This is a genomic window from Nocardiopsis flavescens (genome assembly GCF_900141985.1).
In the GTDB taxonomy this organism is placed as follows: domain Bacteria; phylum Actinomycetota; class Actinomycetes; order Streptosporangiales; family Streptosporangiaceae; genus Nocardiopsis; species Nocardiopsis flavescens.
Genome location: NZ_FQZK01000039.1, coordinates 16,449 through 33,917, shown reverse-complemented (window position 1 = coordinate 33,917; position 17,469 = coordinate 16,449). Strand labels below are relative to the sequence as shown.

Sequence of the window (17,469 nt, the reverse complement as noted above, 5' to 3'; positions counted from 1 at the left end):
GCGACCGCCCGCCGCGCCGCGGTGCCCGCGGCCCGCCACCGCGGCCCGGCTCGACTCGGCTCGGCTCGGCCTGGCTCGACTCGGCTCGGCTCGGCTCGGCTCGACTCGGCTCGACTCGGCTCGACTCGGCTCGGCTCGACTCGGCTCGGCTCGACTCGGCTCGGCTCGGCTCGGCTCGGCTCGGCTCGGCGGCCGGATGGTACCGGCGGAGGGCGGCCGGGTGCCGAAACGCGGCCCGAGGGGCCGGCGCCCGCGCGTCCGACCCACGGACCGCCCGTCCCACAGGCCGGGCGGCACGGAGGGACCCGGCGATACGGGCAGGCCTGACAGGACGGGCGGGCCCGTCGAGCCGGGCCGGGCGGCACCGGCGGCGCCGACGGGCGGACCGGACCGGGCAGGACGAGCGGTCCAGCCGGACCGGCGGGCCAGGCCGCCAGGGGCGCAGCGGCCGGCGGGGCCGGGCCGGGCGGGTGCGACGGCCGGGGCCCGGGGGCCGTCGGGGGTGCTCATGCCCCGCCCTTCGGGGCGCCCGGAGTCACGGGGACCGCCGCGTCCGCCGCGTCGGCACCGTGCCCGGCGGATGCGGCGGGGCCGCCGGTCAGGTGGAGGAAGACCTCGTCCAGGGTGGGGCGGCGGATCGCGAGGTCCTCCGCCTCGATCCCCGCGGCGTCCAGCGCCCGGACCGCGCGGGCGAGCGCGCCGCGCCGGTCCGCGACCGGAACGCTGATGTGACGGGTCCCCTCCCCCGCCTCGGCCGACTGGTCAAACTTGACCAGTTGGGCAGGACCGAGCCCCCCGGCACCCCCCAGGAGATCCCCCAGCACGGCCGCGGCCTCGGTCAGGCGCGCGGGGTCGGCGACGACCACGTCGAGCCGGTCCCCGCCGACCCTCTCCTTGAGCCGGTCCGCGGTCCCCTCCGCGATCACCCGGCCGCCGTCGACCACGCTGATGAGGTCGGCCAGCCGGTCGGCCTCCTCCAGGTACTGCGTGGTGAGGAGCACCGTGGTCCCGCCGCCCACCAGGGAGCGCACCGACTCCCACACCTCCGTGCGCCCGCGCGGGTCCAGGCCCGTGGTCGGCTCGTCCAGGAACAGCACCCCGGGGTCGACGATGAGCGAGGCGGCCAGGTCCAGGCGGCGCCGCATCCCGCCGCTGTAGGCAGAGACCGGCCGGCGCCCGGTGTCGGCCAGGCCGAACCGGTCCAGCAGCTCGCCGGCGCGGACGGCGGCCCGCCGGCCGCCCAGGTGGTGCAGGCGGCCGAACAGTTCGAGGTTCTGCCGACCGGACAGCTCCTCGTCCAGCGCGGCGTGCTGGCCGAGCAGGCCGATGCGGCGGCGGACCTCGCGCGGCCGGGCGGAGACGTCCACGCCGTCCACCTCCACCCGCCCCTCCTGCACCCGCAGCAGGGTGGCCAGAGTCCGCACCAGGGTGGTCTTGCCCGCCCCGTTGGGCCCCAGGATGGCGTGCACCGTCCCCCGCGCCACGGTCATGTCCAGGCCGTCCAGCGCGCGCTTGCCGCCGTAGGCCTTGCGCAGCCCTTCCACCAGAACGGCGGACCCGCTGTCCTCCATGTTTCCTCCCCAGATGACTGATCAAGTTTGACTACTTGGAGGAGGCTACTGCCCGCAACAACCATTAGTCAAACTTGATTACATGATTTTTCGACGTTTCCGGCCCCGGCAGGGAACGCCTCCGCGCGGCCGACGACAACCCGCGCACCCCCGGCAGCCCGCCGTCCCGCGGGACGGCGCCGCCCACCATCGCGCCGGACGGCACCGCCCCGCGGCGACCGACCGGGCGTTCACGGCCGAGCACGGCCGACCGGCTCGCGACGCACCCGCGGCCGACCCGCGGCCCGGCTCATTCCGACAGCCAGCGGCCGAGTTCCTCGGCGTTGCCCAGCGTCTCCTCGACACGGGCCCTCTCCTCGTCGGTGAGCTCGATCCCCCGCAGCTCCTGCGCCCACTCCGCCCTGCGCTCCCGCTCCCCGATCGCCACCGACAGCTCGACCAGCGACGCCAGCGCCATCGCCCGCTCCACCGCCGACGCCCCGGCCCCGTGCCTGCGCAGCGCCGATTTGAGGAAGCGCCAGGCCGCCCGGTCGTCGCGCTTGAAATCGCGCAGGATCCGGGCCCCGTCCAGCGCCTTGGCCAGTCCCTCCAGCGACGCCGAGCCCCCGTACTCCAGCTCCTGCGGCTCGTCGCGCTGAATGAAGATGATCGAGTTGCCCGAGGGGTCCATCACGGTGAACCGGCTCGCGCCGGACCGGTAGCGGGTGATCCGGGGCAGCCCGCGGACCGGCACCCTCCCCCGGGCCGCGCGCACCGAGGCCACCAGCGCCGCGTGGTAGGCGGCGACGTCGTCGACCATGACCAGGCAGCCGCCGGTCTCCTCCCGCGTGTGGTCGATCCCCTTGGGCGCCCGGCCGTAGTGCAGGTGGATCCCCTCCCACCGGAAGGCGAGGTAGAGATAGGGCCGGGTCTGCCGGTAGGTCACCTCGAACCCGAGGGAGGTGAAGAAGTCCAGCGTCTCCTCCGCCGAGACGCACGCCAGCAGCGGCACCACCGACTCGTTGCCCCGCACCCCCGGCCGCGGCTCTCGGGCCCGCGCCGCGCCACCCGCACCACCCGCGTCACCCCGGCCCCCCGTGCCATCCTCGGCCCCCTCGGGCCTCTCAGCCCCCTCGTCCCCCTTGGACACCTCGATCCCCTCGGCCCCTTCGGCCGCCTCCGCCGCCGCGCCCCCTCCGGTCCCGCCCCCTCCGGTCCCGCTCGCTCCGGTCCGGCTGCCACCGCTCCCGCCGACGCCTGTCCCCACAGCCCCTCCTTCACCACGCCACTCCCCAGGGCCCGCCCCGGCGCGCCCGACCGCCCGGACTGCGCCGCGGACACCCGCGGGCGCGGTCCACCCCGGCCAGAGTGGTCAAGTTTGATCAGTGGGATGACCCTAACCGCTCCTCCGCCCACTAATCAAGTTTGACCAGTCGCACGAGGACCTGCCCCCTTTATCTCTTCCCGCCCACCCGGGCCCGCCCCGGGCTTCCGCCGGCGCATGTGACGCACCTAACATGAAGACAATTCATGTTAGGCAGGTGATCCGTGCGCACGCCCCCCGCGCCCCCTCCCTCCGAACGCCCCGACCCCGTACCCGGATCCGGCGCGGCCTCCCCCGCGGACGCGGCCCGCGCTCCCTCCCCGGACTCCGCGCCCGCCCCGGCCCCCGCGGGCGGGGGAGGTTCCGGCGCACCCCCCGCGCCGGTGCCCGAGGCCCTCGCCGAGCCCACCGCCCCCGTCGGCGCGCTGTGGGTCGCGGGTATCAGCCTGGCCAACCTCGGTATGTGGATGGCGTTCTTCGGCCCCCTCCAGGTGCTCCTGCCCGAGCAGGTCGGCGCGATCGCCCCCGCGGACAAGGAAAGCGCCCTGGCCTGGGTCACCGGCGCCGGCGCGCTCGTGGCCACCCTGGGCACCCCGCTGGCCGGCGCCCTGTCCGACCGGACCACCGGCCCCCTGGGCCGCCGTCGGCCGTGGGTGCTGCTCGGCGCCCTGCTGGGCGCGGTCGGCCTGGTGGTGCTGGGCCGCCAGGACACCGTCGCGGGCGTGCTCGTGGGCTGGTCCCTCGTCCAGGCCGCCCTGTCCCTGCTCAACGCGACCCTGCTGGCCGCCGTCCCGGACCGCGTCCCCGTCCGCCAGCGCGGAGCGGTCTCCGGCTGGGTCGGCATCCCCCAGTCGGCGGGGGTGGTGATCGCCGTGGTGCTGGTGACCGTGGTCGTCACCCGCGTCGCCCCGGGCTACACGCTGATCGGCGTCCTCCTCATCGCCTGTGCCCTGCCCTTCGCGCTGCTCTCCCCGGACCCGCCGCTGGCGCGCGGGGACAGCCCGCCCTGGAACGACTTCCTGCGCGGCCTGCGGATACCGCTGCGCCGCCACCCGGACTTCGGCTGGGCCTGGCTGACCCGGTTCCTCATGCAGACCGGCAACGCCATGTTCACGCTCTACCTGCTCTACTTCCTGCGCGACGGCCTCGGCTACGAGGAGCTGTTCCCCGGGGCCTCGGCCACCGACGGCCTGCTCCTGCTGATCCTGGTCTACACGGCCGCGGTCGTGGCGACCACCGTGGTCGCGGGCGTGCTCTCCGACCGCCGGGGGCGGCGGCGCGGCCCGGTGTGCCTGTCCGGGGTGGTGTGCGCGCTCCCCGCCTTCGCGGTGGCGCTGTTCCCGACCTGGCCGGTGACGCTCGCGTGCGCGGTGGTGCTGGGCGTCGGGTTCGGCATCTACCTGTCGGTGGACAACGCCCTGGTGACCGAGGTCCTGCCCGAGGCGCGGGGGCGCGCCAAGGACCTGGGGATCGTGAACATCGCCAGCGCCGGCCCCCAGGTGCTGGCCCCGGCGCTGGCCGGTCCGATCGTGGTGCACCTGGGCGGCTATCCGGTCCTCTACACGGTCTGCGGCCTGCTCACGCTGCTGGGCGGCGTGCTGGTGTGGCGCATCAAGGGGGTGGCCTGACCTCGTCCCCACGACCCCGTGCCCCCGCTCCTCGCGACTCCCGCTCCCACGGACCCGCGCCCGCTACCCGCGCCCCCGAGGGCCCGACCCGCCCCCGCGCTCCCGCCCCCGGGGAGCCGTACCCCCGCTACCCGCGGCTCCCGGTCCCGCGGGCCCCGCCCGCTACTCGTACTCCCGTCCCCGTTACCGCCCCCGGCCGGTCCCCGGCCGACGGGCACTCGTGCACGAAAGGTGGATCCGCATGTCGTCACCGTTCCTGTGGGGTGTGGCCTCGGCCGCGTTCCAGGTGGAGGGCGCCCTGGCCGAGGACGGCCGCGCCCCGTCCGTCTGGGACACCTTCGCCGCCCGCCCCGGCGCCGTCCTCGACGGGCACAGCCCGGCCGTGGCCTGCGACCACTACCACCGCTGGCCGCAGGACGTGGAGCTGCTCGGCCGGCTGGGAGTGAACGCCTACCGCTTCTCCCTCGCCTGGCCCCGGGTGGTGCCGCAGGGCTCCGGGGCGGTGAACGGGGCGGGCCTGGACTTCTACGACCGCCTGGTGGACGCGCTCCTGGAGCGGGGCGTCACCCCGTTCCCGACCCTGTTCCACTGGGACCTGCCCCAGGCCCTGGAGGACGCGGGCGGCTGGACGTCGCGGGACACCGCGCGGGCGTTCGCGGACTACGCGGCGGCGGCCGCGGACCGGCTGGGCGACCGGGTGCCGCGGTGGATCACGCTGAACGAGCCGGTGGTCCACATGGCCTACGGGCACGCCTTCGGCATCCACGCCCCGGGCCGGACCCTGGAGGTCCCCGAGGTGCTGCGGGTGGCGCACCACCTGCTGCTGGCCCACGGCCTGGCCGCCGCGGAGCTGCGCTCGCGGGGGCTGGAGGCCCTGCTGACCAACAACCTCACGCCGGTGCGGTCCCCCGAGGACCCCTCCGGGGCCGACCTGGCGGCGGGGGCGGCCTACGACGCGCTGCACAACCGGCTGTTCGCCGACCCGGTGCTGCTGGGCTCCTACCCGGACCTGTCGGCGTTCGGCGCGGCGGAGGTGCCGGGGGTGCGCGAGGGGGACATGGAGGCCATCGCGGGCAGCGCCGACGGCATCGGCGTCAACTACTACAACCCGAGCCTGGTCCTGGCGCCGGAGGAGGGGGCGGGCCTGCCGTTCTCCCTGGGCGAGATCACGGGGGTGCCGACGACGGCGTTCGGGTGGCCGGTGGTGCCGGAGGGGCTCACCGAGACCCTGGTGGGGCTGACCGAGCGGTACGGGGAGGCCCTGCCGCCGCTGTACGTCACCGAGAACGGGTGCTCACGCGAGGACGCGGTGGTCGGGGGCCGGGTGGCGGACCCCGAGCGCACCGCCTACCTGGAGTCGCACATCGCCGCCGTGGACGCGGCCCGGGAGCGGGGGGCGGACGTGCGCGGGTACTTCGTGTGGACGCTCACCGACAACTTCGAGTGGGCGCAGGGGTACCACCAGCGGTTCGGGCTGGTGCACGTGGACCACCGGACCCAGGTCCGCACGCCCAAGGACTCGTTCGCCCGCTACCGCGACATCATCGCCGCCCGCACCGGGGCACCGGAGTCCTCCGGCTGACCCGCGGGGCGCGGCCGGTCCGCCGGCCGCGCCCCCGAGGACGCCCCGTCCGGCCCGCGCGGTCCGGGGACACGGCGGGGGACGCGCCCGCGGGACCGCGGGCACCGCTCCACCCGGCCGCCCGGCTACTCGGTGACGGCGTCCAGGGGGCCGCTGTCGAACCGCTCCGGGGCCTGCTCGCCGCGCTTGCGGGCGGGCTCCCACCACCACCAGTGCGACTCCGGCACCCAGGAGGGCACCTCCTCGCCGGCGGCGGACACCGCGGTCTCGGCCACCGCCTCCAGTGCGTCGTCGATGCGCACCACGGCCTCCAGGTCCTCCTGGCGCAGGAAATCACGCCAGGGCACGAACTCCTCGGCGAGGATCTGGAGCATGGAGCGGCGCCAGCAGGCGGGCCGGTACCCCTCGTGGCGGCCGTTCTCCGCGGCGGTCTGGCTGCGCACCACGTACAGGCCGAGCCGGTCCGGGTTGTTGCCGCCGACCAGCAGCTCGGCGAGGGTCGCGGTGAAGTCGCGCCCCGCGGGCGACCGGCGCTCGGCGCGGGTGGTCGCCCGGTAGAGGGCGAACAGGGCCGCGAAGGCCTCGTCCATGAGGGCGTCCCGGTCCCTGCGGCGCGCGGCGCTCTCCGCGAAGGCGTCCAGCGCGCTCCTGGCCAGGGTGGGGATGTCCCTGCCCTCGTCCGCACTCACCTGTCCACCGCCTTTTCCTGTTGTGGGACCGGTCCCGTCGTGGGACCGAAGCCGTCGGGGGATGTCCCTGCGCGGTCGGCGACGACCGGGCTTTCGATGATAAACACCGTTTCCGGGGCGCCGCCATCGCCGTCGGTCACCGGAGCGGTCCTCATCCGGCCAGAACCGCGTCGAGCATCCCCGCCCACTGGCGGACGATACGCCTGCGACGTGCGCCGTCGTCCGTGAGCAGGTTGGCCAGGCCCAGTCCGCGCGCCAGGTCCAAAGTGGCCTGGACGGCCTCGCGGACGCCGGGCCGCGACTCGTCGGCCCCCAGCAGTTCCACCGCGGCCCGGTGCAGCTCCCGTCCCACGTGCTCCTCCGTGGGGACGACGCGCTCGCGCAGGACGGGGTCGCTGGCGGCGGCGGCCCACAGTTGCAGGGCCGCCCGGAAGTCGTCGCCGGTGAAGGCGTCCACCGCCAACTGCACCACGGCCTCGGTGCGCCCGGGCCCCTCGGGGACCCCGGCGATGCGGCGGCGCAGCTCCGCGCCCCGGCTGTCGAGGATGTGCCGCATGACCGCCAGGAACAGGTCCTCGCGGGTCGGGAAGTGGTGCTGGGCGGCGCCCCGGGAGACCCCGGCCGCCTCGGCGACCGCCCCGACGGTGGCACCGGCCGCGCCGCCGCGGGCCAGCCGCTCCACCGCCGACTCCAGCAGCCGGGCGCGGGTGGCCCGGCTGCGCTCCTGCCTGGGTTCGCGCTCCTCCGCGGTCTCCACCCTGTGCCCCCTCGCTCCACCGCCGTGCGGGCACCCGGCCCCGGGCGCCCGCACACTCCGCATCAGTACGACTTGGGCAGGCCCAGGGACTGCTGGGCCACGTAGTTGAGGACCATCTCCCGGCTGACCGGGGCGATCCGCGCCAGCCGGGCGCTGGCGATTGCCGACCCCAGCCCGTACTCGCTGGCCAGGCCGTTGCCCCCGAGGGTCTGCACCGCCTGGTCGATGGCCCGCACGCACGCCTCCGCCGCGGCGTACTTGGCCATGTTGGCCGCCTCGCCCGCGCCCGCGTCGTCGCCGGAATCGTAACGGAACGCGGCGTGCTGGGTCATGAGGCGGGCCTGTTCCAGCTCGATCTTCACCTGGGCGAGGGGGTGGGCCAGGCCCTGGTGGGCCCCGATGGGGGTGTCCCGCCACACGGTGCGCTCCCTGGCGTAGGCGACGGCCCGGTCCAGGGCGTGCCGGGCGCTCCCGACGGCCAGGGAGGCGGCCATGATGCGCTCGGGGTTGAGCCCGGCGAACAGCTGGAGGAGCCCGGCCTCGGGGTCGCCGACCAGGGCGTCGGCGGGCAGCCGGACGTCGTCGAAGAACAGCTGGTACTGGTGGTCGGGGCTGACCAGGTCCATCTCGATGCGGTGCTTCTCGAACCCGGGGGTGTCGGTGGGCACGACGAACAGGGCGGCGGAGAGCCCTCCCGTGTCCTCGTCGCGGACGCGCCCCACGACCAGGACGGCGTCGGCCACGTCCACTCCGGAGATGAAGGTCTTGCGGCCGTTGAGGACCCACCCGTCCCCGTCGCGGCGGGCGGTGGTGGTGATGCGGTGGGAGTTGGATCCGGCGTCGGGCTCGGTGATGGCGAACGCCATGATGGTCTCGCCCGCGGCCAGGCCGGGCAGCCAGCGCCCGCGCTGGCCGGGGGTGCCGAAGCGGGACAGGACGGTGCCGCAGATGGCCGGGGAGACGACCATCATGAGAGTGGGGCAGCCGGCGGCGCTGAACTCCTCCAGTACGGCGGCCAGGTCGCCGATGCCGCCGCCCCCGCCGCCGTACTCCTCGGGGAGGTTGACGCCGAGGTAGCCGAGTGCGCCCGCCTCGCGCCACAGCTCGGTGAGGTAGGCGCCCTCCCTGGCCTTGGCCCTGTAGTACGCGGACCCGTAGTCCCGGGCGAACGCGGAGACGGCGGCGCGCAGGTCCACCCGTTCGGGGGGTTCGTTGAAGGTCATGGCCCCGGTCATGGGCTGTCCTTCCCTTCGTAGTCGAGTACTGCCAGGGGGGTTCCGGCGGCGACCCGCAGGCCCGCGGTCACGGGGATCCCGCGGACGGTGCCGGCGGCGGGCGCCGTGATGCGGTGCTCCATCTTCATGGCCTCCATCCGCAGCAGGGTCTGTCCGGCGGAGACCTCCTCCCCCACGGCGACGTCGACGGAGGTGACGGTGCCCGGCATGGGCGCGGGCAGGGCCCCGGGGTCGACGGCGGCCTCGGGGGCGGGGAGGGGGTCGACGGGGGTGAGGGCGACCGATCCGTGGGGGGTGTCCACGTGGACGGCGTCCCCGGCGGGGCGGACGGTGAAGGCGCGGACCAGGCCGTCCGCCTCCAGGACGACGCGGTCGGCGGCGACCGACCGGACGCGGGTGCCGGGCCGCTCGGGGACGGGCGCGCCGCGGACGGTGCGGTGGGCCGCGGCGACCTCGCGCCCGTCGTCGGTGGTGTAGCGGCGGACGTGGGCCTGGGAGGGGAGGTTGCGCCAGTGGGCGGGGATCCCGGCGGGCAGGGGGCCGCGGCTCCGGGCGGCCTCGGCCCCGGCCAGCGCGGCGGCCAGGGCGGCCAGCTCCTCGGTGCCGGGGTCCGCCAGCGGCACGGCCAGCCCGGCCAGGCGCTCGCCGGAGAGGAAGCCGGTGTGCAGGTCGCCGGGGCGCGTGTCGGCCCTGGCGAACCCGGGGTGGCGCAGGGTCCGCACCAGTAGGTCCCGGTTGGTGGCGACGCCGTGGACGCGGGCCCCGGCCAGGGCGGCGGCCAGGCGGCGCAGGGCGTCGCGGCGGTCGCGGCCGTGGGCGACGACCTTGGCGAGCAGGGGGTCGAAGTCGGTGCCGACGGTGTCCCCGGCCTCCACGCCGGGGTCCAGGCGCACCCCGAACCCGGCGGGCGGGGCGAAGCGGGCGGTGGCGGCGGGGACGTCGAAGGCGGTGAGCACGCCGGTGCGGGGGCGCCAGTCGCGGCGCGGGTCCTCGGCGTAGAGGCGGGCCTCGACGGCGTGGCCGGCGGGCGGGGGCGGGCCGCCGGCGGGCAGCGGTTCGCCCTCGGCCACGCGGATCTGCCACTCCACCAGGTCCAGGCCGGTGACGCACTCGGTGACGGGGTGCTCGACCTGGAGCCGGGTGTTCATCTCCAGGAAGACCGGGGTGCCGAACACGCCGTCGCCCCCGCCGCCCTCCCCGGGGGCGGCCGGGCGGACGGGGACGAGGAACTCGGCGGTCCCGGCGCCGACATAGCCGATGGCGCGGGCCAGGGCGCGGGCCGACTCGTGCAGGTCGCGGCGCAGGTCCTCGGGCAGGCCGGGCGCGGGCGACTCCTCGACCACCTTCTGGTGGCGGCGCTGCACGGAGCAGTCGCGCTCGCCCACCGCCCACACGGTGCCGTGGGAGTCGGCGAGGATCTGCACCTCGATGTGGCGGCCGCGTTCCACGTAGGGCTCGCAGAACACCGCGGGGTCGCCGAAGGCCGCGGCGGCCTCGGCGCGGGCCGGGTCCGCCGCGGCGGACAGGTCGGCGATCTCCCGGACCACGCGCATGCCCCGGCCGCCGCCCCCGGCGGACGCCTTGACCAGGACGGGCAGGTCCTCCTCCCGTACCTCCCCGGGGTCCAGCGCGGCGGAGACCGGGACCCCGGCGGCGCGCGCGGTCTCCTTGGCGCGGGTCTTGGAGCCCATGCCCTCGATGGCCCCGGCTCCGGGCCCCACCCAGGTGAGCCCGGCGGCGGTGACGGCGCGGGCCAGCGCGGGGTTCTCGGACAGGAACCCGTAGCCGGGGTGGACGGCGTCGGCGCCGGCGGCCAGGGCGGCGGCCACGACGGCGCCGGGGTCGAGGTAGGCGTCCACGGGCCCGCCCCCGGCCGGGACCGGCAGGGCGACGGCGGTGTCGGCCTCGGCGACGTGGGCGGCCGCCTCCTCGCCGGGGGCGTGCACGGCGACGGTGCCGATGCCCAGGGCGCGGCAGGTGCGCAGAACGCGCCGGGCGATCTCACCGCGGTTGGCGACCAGGAGGACGGCGACGGGGCGGGGCTGTTCGGGAGGGGTGGTCACGGGTGTCCTCACATTCGGAAAACGCCGAAGCGGTCGGTGCCGCGCACCGGGGCGTTGTGGGCGAAGGACAGGCACAGTCCCAGGACGGTGCGGGTGTCGCGGGGGTCGATGACGCCGTCGTCGTAGACCCTCCCGGACAGGAACAGGGGCAGGGACTCGGCCTCGACCTGCCCCTGCACCATCTGCCGGACGAGGGCGTCCTGCTCCTCGTCGTAGGGTTCGCCCCGGCGGGCGGCGGACTGGCGGGCGACGGTCGACAGCACCTCGGCGAGCTGGCGGGGGCCCATGACGGCGGAGCGGGCGCTGGGCCAGGCGAACAGGAACCTGGGGTCGTAGGCGCGGCCGCACATGCCGTAGTGCCCGGCCCCGTAGGAGGCGCCGACCAGCACCGAGAAGTGGGGGACGGTGCTGTTGGAGACGGCGTTGATCATCATCGAGCCGTGTTTGACGATCCCGCCCTGCTCGTACTCGCGGCCGACCATGTAGCCGGTGGTGTTGTGCAGGAACACCAGCGGGGTGTGGGAGCGGTTGGCCAGCTGGATGAACTGGGTGGCCTTGTGCGCCTCGGCGCTGAACAGCACCCCGTTGGCGTTGGCGAGGACCCCCACGGGGTACCCGTGCAGCTCGCCCCACCCGGTGACGAGTCCGGCGCCGTAGGCGGGCTTGAACTCGTCGAACTCCGAGCCGTCGGCGAGGCGGGCGATGATCTCCCGGGGGTCGACGGGGACCTTGAGGTCGGGCGGCATGACGCCGACGAGGTCCTCCGCGGGGTACAGGGGCTCGCGTGCGTCCGGGGCGGGGGCCGGGCCCGCCTTGCGGTGGCCCAGCCGCGCGACGATGCGGCGGCCGATGCGCAGGGCGTCGTGCTCGTCCCGGGCGAGGTGGTCGGCCAGGCCGGACACCTCGGCGTGCATGCGGGCCCCGCCCAGCGACTCGTCGTCGCTCTCCTCCCCGGTGGCGGCCCTGACCAGGGGCGGGCCGCCGAGGAACACCTTGGCCCGGTCGCGGACCATGACGACGTGGTCGCTCATCCCGGGGATGTAGGCGCCGCCCGCGGTGGAGTTGCCGAACACCAGGGCGACGGTGGGGACGCCCTCGGCGGACAGCCGGGTGAGGTCGCGGAAGGTGCGCCCGCCGGGGATGAAGATCTCCTTCTGGGAGGGCAGGTCGGCGCCGCCGGACTCCACGAGGCTGATCATCGGCATCCGGTTCTGCGCGGCGATCTCCGCGGCCCGGTGTGACTTCTTGAGGGTCCAGGGGTTGCTGGCGCCGCCGCGGACGGTGGGGTCGTTGGCGACGATGACGCACTCCGTGCCCGAGACGACGCCGACCCCGGTGACGAGGCTGGCGCCGACGGTGTAGTCGCTGCCCCAGCCCGCCAGGGACGAGAGCTCCAGAAAGGGCGCGCCCTCGTCGAGGAGCAGTTCGACGCGTTCGCGGGCGGTGAGCTTGCCACGGGAGCGGTGGCGTTCCACGTACTTGTCACCGCCCCCGGCCAGCGCCCCGGCGTGTGCGGCGTCGATCCCGGCCAGTTCCGCGAGCATGGCGTCCCGGGCCGCGGCGAATTCCGCGGACCCGGTGTCGAGCCGGCTTCTGAGCACGGTCACCGGCGGTCCTCCTTGAACACCTTTGAGTAGTCAAATTTGATCACTCTGCTTGCGCGAGTCCTCAGGTAGTCAAATTTGACCACCTCACCCACACCCACCCCCGATCCGCAGGACTTGACCACCCCGCCCGCACGGACCCCCAGGTAGCCAAACTTGACCACTCCGACCGCACCCACCTCCGCCCCGCCGAGCTTGACCACTCTGCTCGCACGCCCCTTCGAGCAGCGGAACACGGCCACCTCACCCGCACCCACCGCCTGGCAGCCGAACGCAACCGTTCCGTTCCCGCGCACCCTCGGGTAGTCAAACGTGACCAGTGGGGCTTCCTCGGCATGAGCGGTCACGGGTGGGCCTCCCGGACGGCAGAAGTGGCGGCAGGATCGGCGCTGGGGGTGTCGCCGGGAGCAGCGCCGGAGGCGGGCACCGGCAGCAGGGAGACCGGCAGCGGCAGAACACGGGCCCGCAGCCACTCGCCCAGGCCCTTGGCCTGCGGGTCGGGTCCCTCGCGCCGGGCGGTTCCGGGGGCGAGCAGGCCCTCGATCCAGAAGTTGGCGGCGCGCAGCCGGGGCAGCAGGTGGCGGGTGACCCTGAGTCCGGCGGTCTCGGGGAGCAGCTCGCGCAGCAGGTCGACGGTGAGGCGGTGGGCGAGCCAGCGCCAGCCGTCGTCGTCGCGGGCCCAGACCCCGAGGTTGGCGTCCGCGCCCTTGTCTCCGCTGCGGGCGCCCAGGACCAGCCCCAGCGGTGCACGACGCTGCGGCCCCCCGGGCGGCGGGGGTGGCAGCGGCGGTTCGGGGACCTCCTCCAGCACCCGGGTGGTACGGGGCGGGGGGATGACCAGGCGCTCGCCGTCGGGGAGGATCGCGGTGTGCTCGACCTCCGCGGCGGGCACGAACGCGTGGCTCGCGACCACCCCGTCGGGGCGGGCGTCGCGCGGCGGGGCGGTGAGGTGGAACCCGGCGTAGCCCGACAGCGCGAGCTCCACCGCGGCGGCGCCGAAGGCGCGGCCGACGACCGCGGGGTCGTGGTCGCGGGCGGTCACGCGCAGGCGGGCGGTGGCCGCCTCCTGGGTGTCGCCGTGGGGGTCGGCGGCGGGGACGAACTCGAAGCCCAGGTCCTCGGGGCGGCGCCGGGACAGGGCGGCGCGCAGCTGGCGTTCGGCTCGGGCGGCCTTGTCCCGGGCGTCCAGGCCGGTGATGAGCAGGTCGACCTCGTTGCGAAAGCCGGTGAGGCCGGTGAGGCCGACCTTGAGGTCGGGCGGCGGGGCCTCGCCGCGGACCCCGGACAGGCGCACCCGGTCAGGGCCCTCGCGGTCGAGGCGGACGGTGTCCAGGCGGGTCGTGACGTCGGGTCCGGGATAGCGGGCCCCGGCGATCTCGTACACCAGCTGGGCGGTGACGGTGCCGGTGGTGACGGCGCCCCCGGTGCCGGGGTGCTTGGTGATGACCGCGGATCCGTCGGCGCGCAGCTCGGCGAGGGGGAAGCCCGGACGGTCCAGGTCGTGGCCCTCACGCAGCAGGTCGTCGGCGAGGGCGTAGTTGCCGCCGGTGGCCTGGGCGCCGCACTCGATGACGTGGCCGGCGGCGGTCGCGCCGGCCAGGGCGTCGAGGTCCTCGCGGGTCCAGCCGAAGTGGGAGATGGCCGGCCCCACGGTGAGGGAGGCGTCGGTGACCCGGCCGGTGACGACGATGTCGGCCCCGGCGTCGAGGCAGGCGGCGATCCCGAAGGCGCCCAGGTAGGCGTTGGCGGTGAGCGGCCCGTCCAGGCCCAGCTCCTCGGCGCGGTGCAGCAGGTCGTCGCCGGTGACGTAGGCGATGCGGGGTTCGAAGCCGAGGGACTCGGCGAGTTCGGTGAGCCGGTCCGCCAGTCCCTGGGGGTTGAGGCCGCCCGCGTTGGTGACGACCTTGACACGGCGCTCCGCGATGAGCCCGAGGCTGTCGCGCATCTGCCGCAGGAAGGTCCTGGCGTAGCCGCGTGAGGGGTCGGCCAGCTGGTCGCGGCCGAGGATGGCCATGGTGAGTTCGGCCAGGTAGTCACCGGTGAGGACGTCGACCGGACCTTCGGTGAGCATCTCGTGGACGGCGCCGAGGCGGTCTCCGTAGAACCCGGAGGCGTTGCCGATCCACAGGGAGGGCGTATCGGTCATGGAGTCGAGGGTGACACCGGCCACACGAAAAAACAAGCACTAGTGATTGTTTTTCTGGGGATCTCACACTTCATGACGACATGGCCGAAACCGGCCACGGAGCGTGGGTTACCGACCTCGGGGAAGGGTCGGGCGGGCGGATATTTTGTCCTGGTGAGCACCCCTGAGAACACCACCCCCACCGACGGCGCCGCGTCCGACGGCACCGCCCCCGACACCGTTGCGGCGGATACCGGCGCCGCGGACGCCCCCGGACAGACCGGAATCCGGGAGGGGGAAGCGCCCCCCGCGGCACCGGACGCCCCGGCGGCCGAGTCCCGGTCCGCCGACGCCTTCCTGGAGGGCGGCCGCCGCCCGGCCGCGCCGGGCCTGCTGTCGGCCGAGACCTTCGCTCTGGCCGCCCTGCTGTTCCTCGCCCCGGTGGCGACCGATCCGCGCCTGTTCGAGCTGTTCGGCTGGTTCGCCTTCACCGACATCACCCTGGGCACCGAGGGCAACCTCGCGGCGGTCAACGCCGACCTGCTGGCCTACGGAGGGCTCGGCGTGCTGGCCGTGCTGGCGGCGTCGCTCTCCCTGGTCCTGGGCCGCGGGACGACCCGCGCCTGGGCCCGCTGGCTGGCCGCGGCCACGGTGCTCACCGGCACGGTGTTCGTCGTCCTGGCCATCGTCACCTACACCATCGCCGCGGGCCGCGTCTGACGCGTTCCCCCGCCCCGGGAGGGCCGGAGGGTTCACGGAAAGCACGCCGCGTGCTCCCGGCATGGTCACCGGCGCTTAGAGGACATGGACCGTTAGAACCCGGCAGCTCTTAACAAATAAGGCATAAGCCGCAAAAACGCAGCTTCTCCCCCGGGCCCGCGACCGCGCCGCAGGCGCCGAACCGGCGCCCGCTCTCCGACGGCCGGGAGTGCGCCGAGTACGCGGACTGCCCGGCCCGGGCGCGCGCCGGGCAGGACATCGCCCACGGCGGCTCTGCGGCCCGCTCGCCTGGGACGACACCGGCCGACTGGCGGACGTCCCGTTCGAGGTCGTGCGCCCGCACGGTGAGGGCGGGCCTGTGGACACCCAGGTCCGGACGTTCTCCCTCCCCTCCTGAAACCAACCCGTGGGGCGGGCTCCGGACCTCCGGCGACCGCCCCGGCGCGTATCGGCGGGTCAGGCGATGCGGTCGATGACGATCGGGCCCGGCTCGAAGACGCCGTCCGGGTCGACGCCGTGACCGAGGGGCCCGGCCGGCGCGGATTCCGACCGCCGCACCACGCTTGACATGCGGGAGTGGCACGCCTTGGCGAATGCTTCCACCAAGCGGACACACGACCGGCCGAATGAGCGGAACACCCTCTCGGTCCGAGGCTCGCAATCACGCCCAAGACACTAACATCAATGTTACTAACTTCAATGTTGCTAACATTGGCGTTAGTAACTTGGAAAGGGGTCGGTGGGAATGGTGGACTTCGTAGGCCGCCGGCAGGAGCTGGCCACACTGGAGCGGGAGCTGCAGAAGGTGGCGCTGGGAGTCGGCGGGGAGCGCCCCGGTCGGTGCGTCATGCTGCGCGGACGGCGCCGGGTGGGCAAATCCCGGCTGGTCGAGCGCTTCGCCGAGCGCTCTGGAGCACCCTTCTTGTTCTATGCGGCAACCGGCGCCTCCCCCAAGGCCGATCTGACACGGTTGGCACAGGACGCCCGGTCATCGACACTGCCGTCGGCGGGGTTGGTGGCCGCCGCGCGGCCGGAAAGCTGGGATGCCGCGTTCGACGTGCTGGCCGCGGCGCTGCCCGCTGACCGGGTGAGCGTGGTGGTCATCGACGAGGTGCCGTACCTGATGGACCCCGAGGGCGCCTTCGAGGGGATGCTGCAGCGGGCCTGGGACCGGGTTCTGGAGACCAAGCCCGTGCTGCTGGTCCTCATCGGCTCCGATCTGTCGATGATGGAGGCGTTGAACAGCTACGGACGCCCCTTCCACCAGCGGGGCCGGGAAATGATCCTGGGGCCGCTCAATCCCGCCGAGGTGGGAGAGATGCTCGGGCTGGATCCGGCGGAAGCCTTCGACGCCGCGCTGGTCACCGGCGGATTGCCACTGATCTGTGCGGAGTGGCCGCGGGACGCGGGGCTTTGGGACTTCCTGGGTGAGGCGCTGAGCGACCCGGTCTCGGCCCTGCTGGTATCGGCCGAACGCTCGCTGGCCGCCGAGTTCCCTCCGCAGGCCCAGGCGCGTACGGTGCTGGCGGCCATCGGGAGCGGCGAGCGAACCTTCACCAACATCGCCCGTGCGGCGGGCGGTATCGGGTCCACACCCCTGCAGCGAGCGCTGGATCTGCTCACGGACAAGCGGATCGTCGCCGCGGAACTGCCCGTATCAACGGGTCCGTCGAAGGATCGCCGTTACCGGGTGACGGACCCCTATCTGAGGTTCTGGCTGCACCTGCTCGGCCCGTCCATGGAGGAGATCGAGCGAGGACGGGGCGATCTGACCTTGGCACGGATTCGGGAGAGCTGGACCAGTTGGCGCGGCCGAGCCGTCGAGCCCCTCCTCCGGGAGGCCCTGGCCCGGATACTGCCCACCGGAGGGCTGCCCGCGGCCCCCGCGGTGGGCGGTTACTGGACCCGCACCAACGACGTCGAGGTCGACATCATCGGGGCGGACCGCGCACCCATCGCCAGAACACTGCTCTTCGTCGGCTCCATCAAGTGGTTGGAGCGGTCCCCCTTCGACCGGCACGACCTGGCGGTTCTCCACCGACACCGGGCGGCCCTCACGGACGAACCCGTCCCGATCATGGCGATCTCCCGCAGCGGAGTCGACTGCACGGGCCTCGATGCCGCGTACGGCCCCGGCGACCTGCTGGCCGCCTGGCCGCTGTGAGCAGCGGATCGCAACCTCGACACACGTG

14 protein-coding genes are annotated in these 17,469 nt (G+C 74.8%); 4 read left to right on the top strand and 10 right to left on the bottom strand.

What is annotated here, in order from left to right; translation table 11 throughout:
- Positions 1-506: 506 nt before the first annotated feature.
- Both BUE45_RS29820 and BUE45_RS29815 read right to left on the bottom strand, forming a co-directional pair.
- Positions 507-1,571, bottom strand: coding sequence for an ATP-binding cassette domain-containing protein (locus BUE45_RS29820; RefSeq protein WP_073384263.1), 1,065 nt, complete (start codon positions 1,569-1,571; stop codon positions 507-509).
- Between the two features lie 289 nt (positions 1,572-1,860).
- Complete coding sequence (locus BUE45_RS29815; protein WP_073384262.1) at positions 1,861-2,583, bottom strand: VOC family protein; 723 nt, start codon at positions 2,581-2,583, stop codon at positions 1,861-1,863.
- 674 nt (positions 2,584-3,257) lie between these two features.
- Here BUE45_RS29815 and BUE45_RS29810 point away from each other — a divergent pair.
- Both BUE45_RS29810 and BUE45_RS29805 read left to right on the top strand, forming a co-directional pair.
- Positions 3,258-4,502 carry an MFS transporter gene (locus tag BUE45_RS29810; RefSeq protein ID WP_073384265.1) on the top strand — a complete coding sequence of 415 codons (1,245 nt, stop codon included), beginning with the start codon at positions 3,258-3,260 and terminating at the stop codon, positions 4,500-4,502.
- 241 nt (positions 4,503-4,743) lie between these two features.
- Positions 4,744-6,084 carry a GH1 family beta-glucosidase gene (locus tag BUE45_RS29805; RefSeq protein WP_073384261.1) on the top strand — a complete coding sequence of 447 codons (1,341 nt, stop codon included), beginning with the start codon at positions 4,744-4,746 and terminating at the stop codon, positions 6,082-6,084.
- Between the two features lie 125 nt (positions 6,085-6,209).
- Here the strand turns inward: BUE45_RS29805 and BUE45_RS29800 are convergent, their stop codons facing one another.
- The 8 genes from BUE45_RS29800 to BUE45_RS29770 all read right to left on the bottom strand — a co-directional run bounded on the left by BUE45_RS29800 (position 6,210) and on the right by BUE45_RS29770 (position 14,602).
- Entirely contained in the window at positions 6,210-6,773 is a 564-nt protein-coding gene (locus BUE45_RS29800) for a hypothetical protein (RefSeq protein ID WP_073384260.1), read from the bottom strand.
- A complete protein-coding gene (locus BUE45_RS32765; RefSeq protein WP_178378696.1) occupies positions 6,770-6,913 on the bottom strand; it encodes a hypothetical protein in 144 nt (47 codons plus the stop codon). Before BUE45_RS32765 ends, BUE45_RS29800 begins: the two co-directional genes overlap by 4 nt.
- An 11-nt stretch (positions 6,914-6,924) precedes the next feature.
- Positions 6,925-7,530, bottom strand: a complete 606-nt coding sequence (locus BUE45_RS29795; RefSeq protein ID WP_073384259.1) for a TetR family transcriptional regulator — start codon at positions 7,528-7,530, stop codon at positions 6,925-6,927.
- 62 nt (positions 7,531-7,592) lie between these two features.
- Positions 7,593-8,765 carry an acyl-CoA dehydrogenase family protein gene (locus tag BUE45_RS29790; protein ID WP_073384258.1) on the bottom strand — a complete coding sequence of 391 codons (1,173 nt, stop codon included), beginning with the start codon at positions 8,763-8,765 and terminating at the stop codon, positions 7,593-7,595.
- A complete protein-coding gene (locus BUE45_RS29785; protein ID WP_073384257.1) occupies positions 8,762-10,828 on the bottom strand; it encodes an ATP-binding protein in 2,067 nt (688 codons plus the stop codon). The genes BUE45_RS29790 and BUE45_RS29785 overlap by 4 nt, the downstream gene beginning before the upstream one ends.
- An 8-nt stretch (positions 10,829-10,836) precedes the next feature.
- Positions 10,837-12,435, bottom strand: a complete 1,599-nt coding sequence (locus BUE45_RS29780) for an acyl-CoA carboxylase subunit beta (RefSeq protein ID WP_073384256.1) — start codon at positions 12,433-12,435, stop codon at positions 10,837-10,839.
- On the bottom strand, positions 12,432-12,779 hold the full coding sequence (locus BUE45_RS29775) for a hypothetical protein (RefSeq protein ID WP_073384255.1): 348 nt from the start codon (positions 12,777-12,779) through the stop codon (positions 12,432-12,434). Before BUE45_RS29775 ends, BUE45_RS29780 begins: the two co-directional genes overlap by 4 nt.
- Complete coding sequence (locus BUE45_RS29770; RefSeq protein WP_084738163.1) at positions 12,776-14,602, bottom strand: acyclic terpene utilization AtuA family protein; 1,827 nt, start codon at positions 14,600-14,602, stop codon at positions 12,776-12,778. Before BUE45_RS29770 ends, BUE45_RS29775 begins: the two co-directional genes overlap by 4 nt.
- A 129-nt stretch (positions 14,603-14,731) precedes the next feature.
- Here BUE45_RS29770 and BUE45_RS29765 point away from each other — a divergent pair, with 129 nt between their 5' ends.
- Together BUE45_RS29765 and BUE45_RS29760 are read left to right on the top strand one after the other, a co-directional pair.
- On the top strand, positions 14,732-15,277 hold the full coding sequence (locus tag BUE45_RS29765; protein WP_073384254.1) for a hypothetical protein: 546 nt from the start codon (positions 14,732-14,734) through the stop codon (positions 15,275-15,277).
- A gap of 745 nt (positions 15,278-16,022) precedes the next feature.
- Entirely contained in the window at positions 16,023-17,441 is a 1,419-nt protein-coding gene (locus BUE45_RS29760) for an ATP-binding protein (protein WP_073384253.1), read from the top strand.
- Positions 17,442-17,469 lie beyond the last annotated feature (28 nt).

Excerpts from the sequence above, each read along its gene's own strand:
- BUE45_RS29760 (WP_073384253.1), top strand. The coding sequence starts at position 16,023 with ATGGTGGACTTCGTAGGCCGCCGGCAGGAGCTGGCCACACTGGAGCGG.
- BUE45_RS29790 (WP_073384258.1), bottom strand. The coding sequence starts at position 8,765 with ATGACCGGGGCCATGACCTTCAACGAACCCCCCGAACGGGTGGACCTG.
- BUE45_RS29805 (WP_073384261.1), top strand. The coding sequence starts at position 4,744 with ATGTCGTCACCGTTCCTGTGGGGTGTGGCCTCGGCCGCGTTCCAGGTG.
- BUE45_RS29820 (WP_073384263.1), bottom strand. The coding sequence starts at position 1,571 with ATGGAGGACAGCGGGTCCGCCGTTCTGGTGGAAGGGCTGCGCAAGGCC.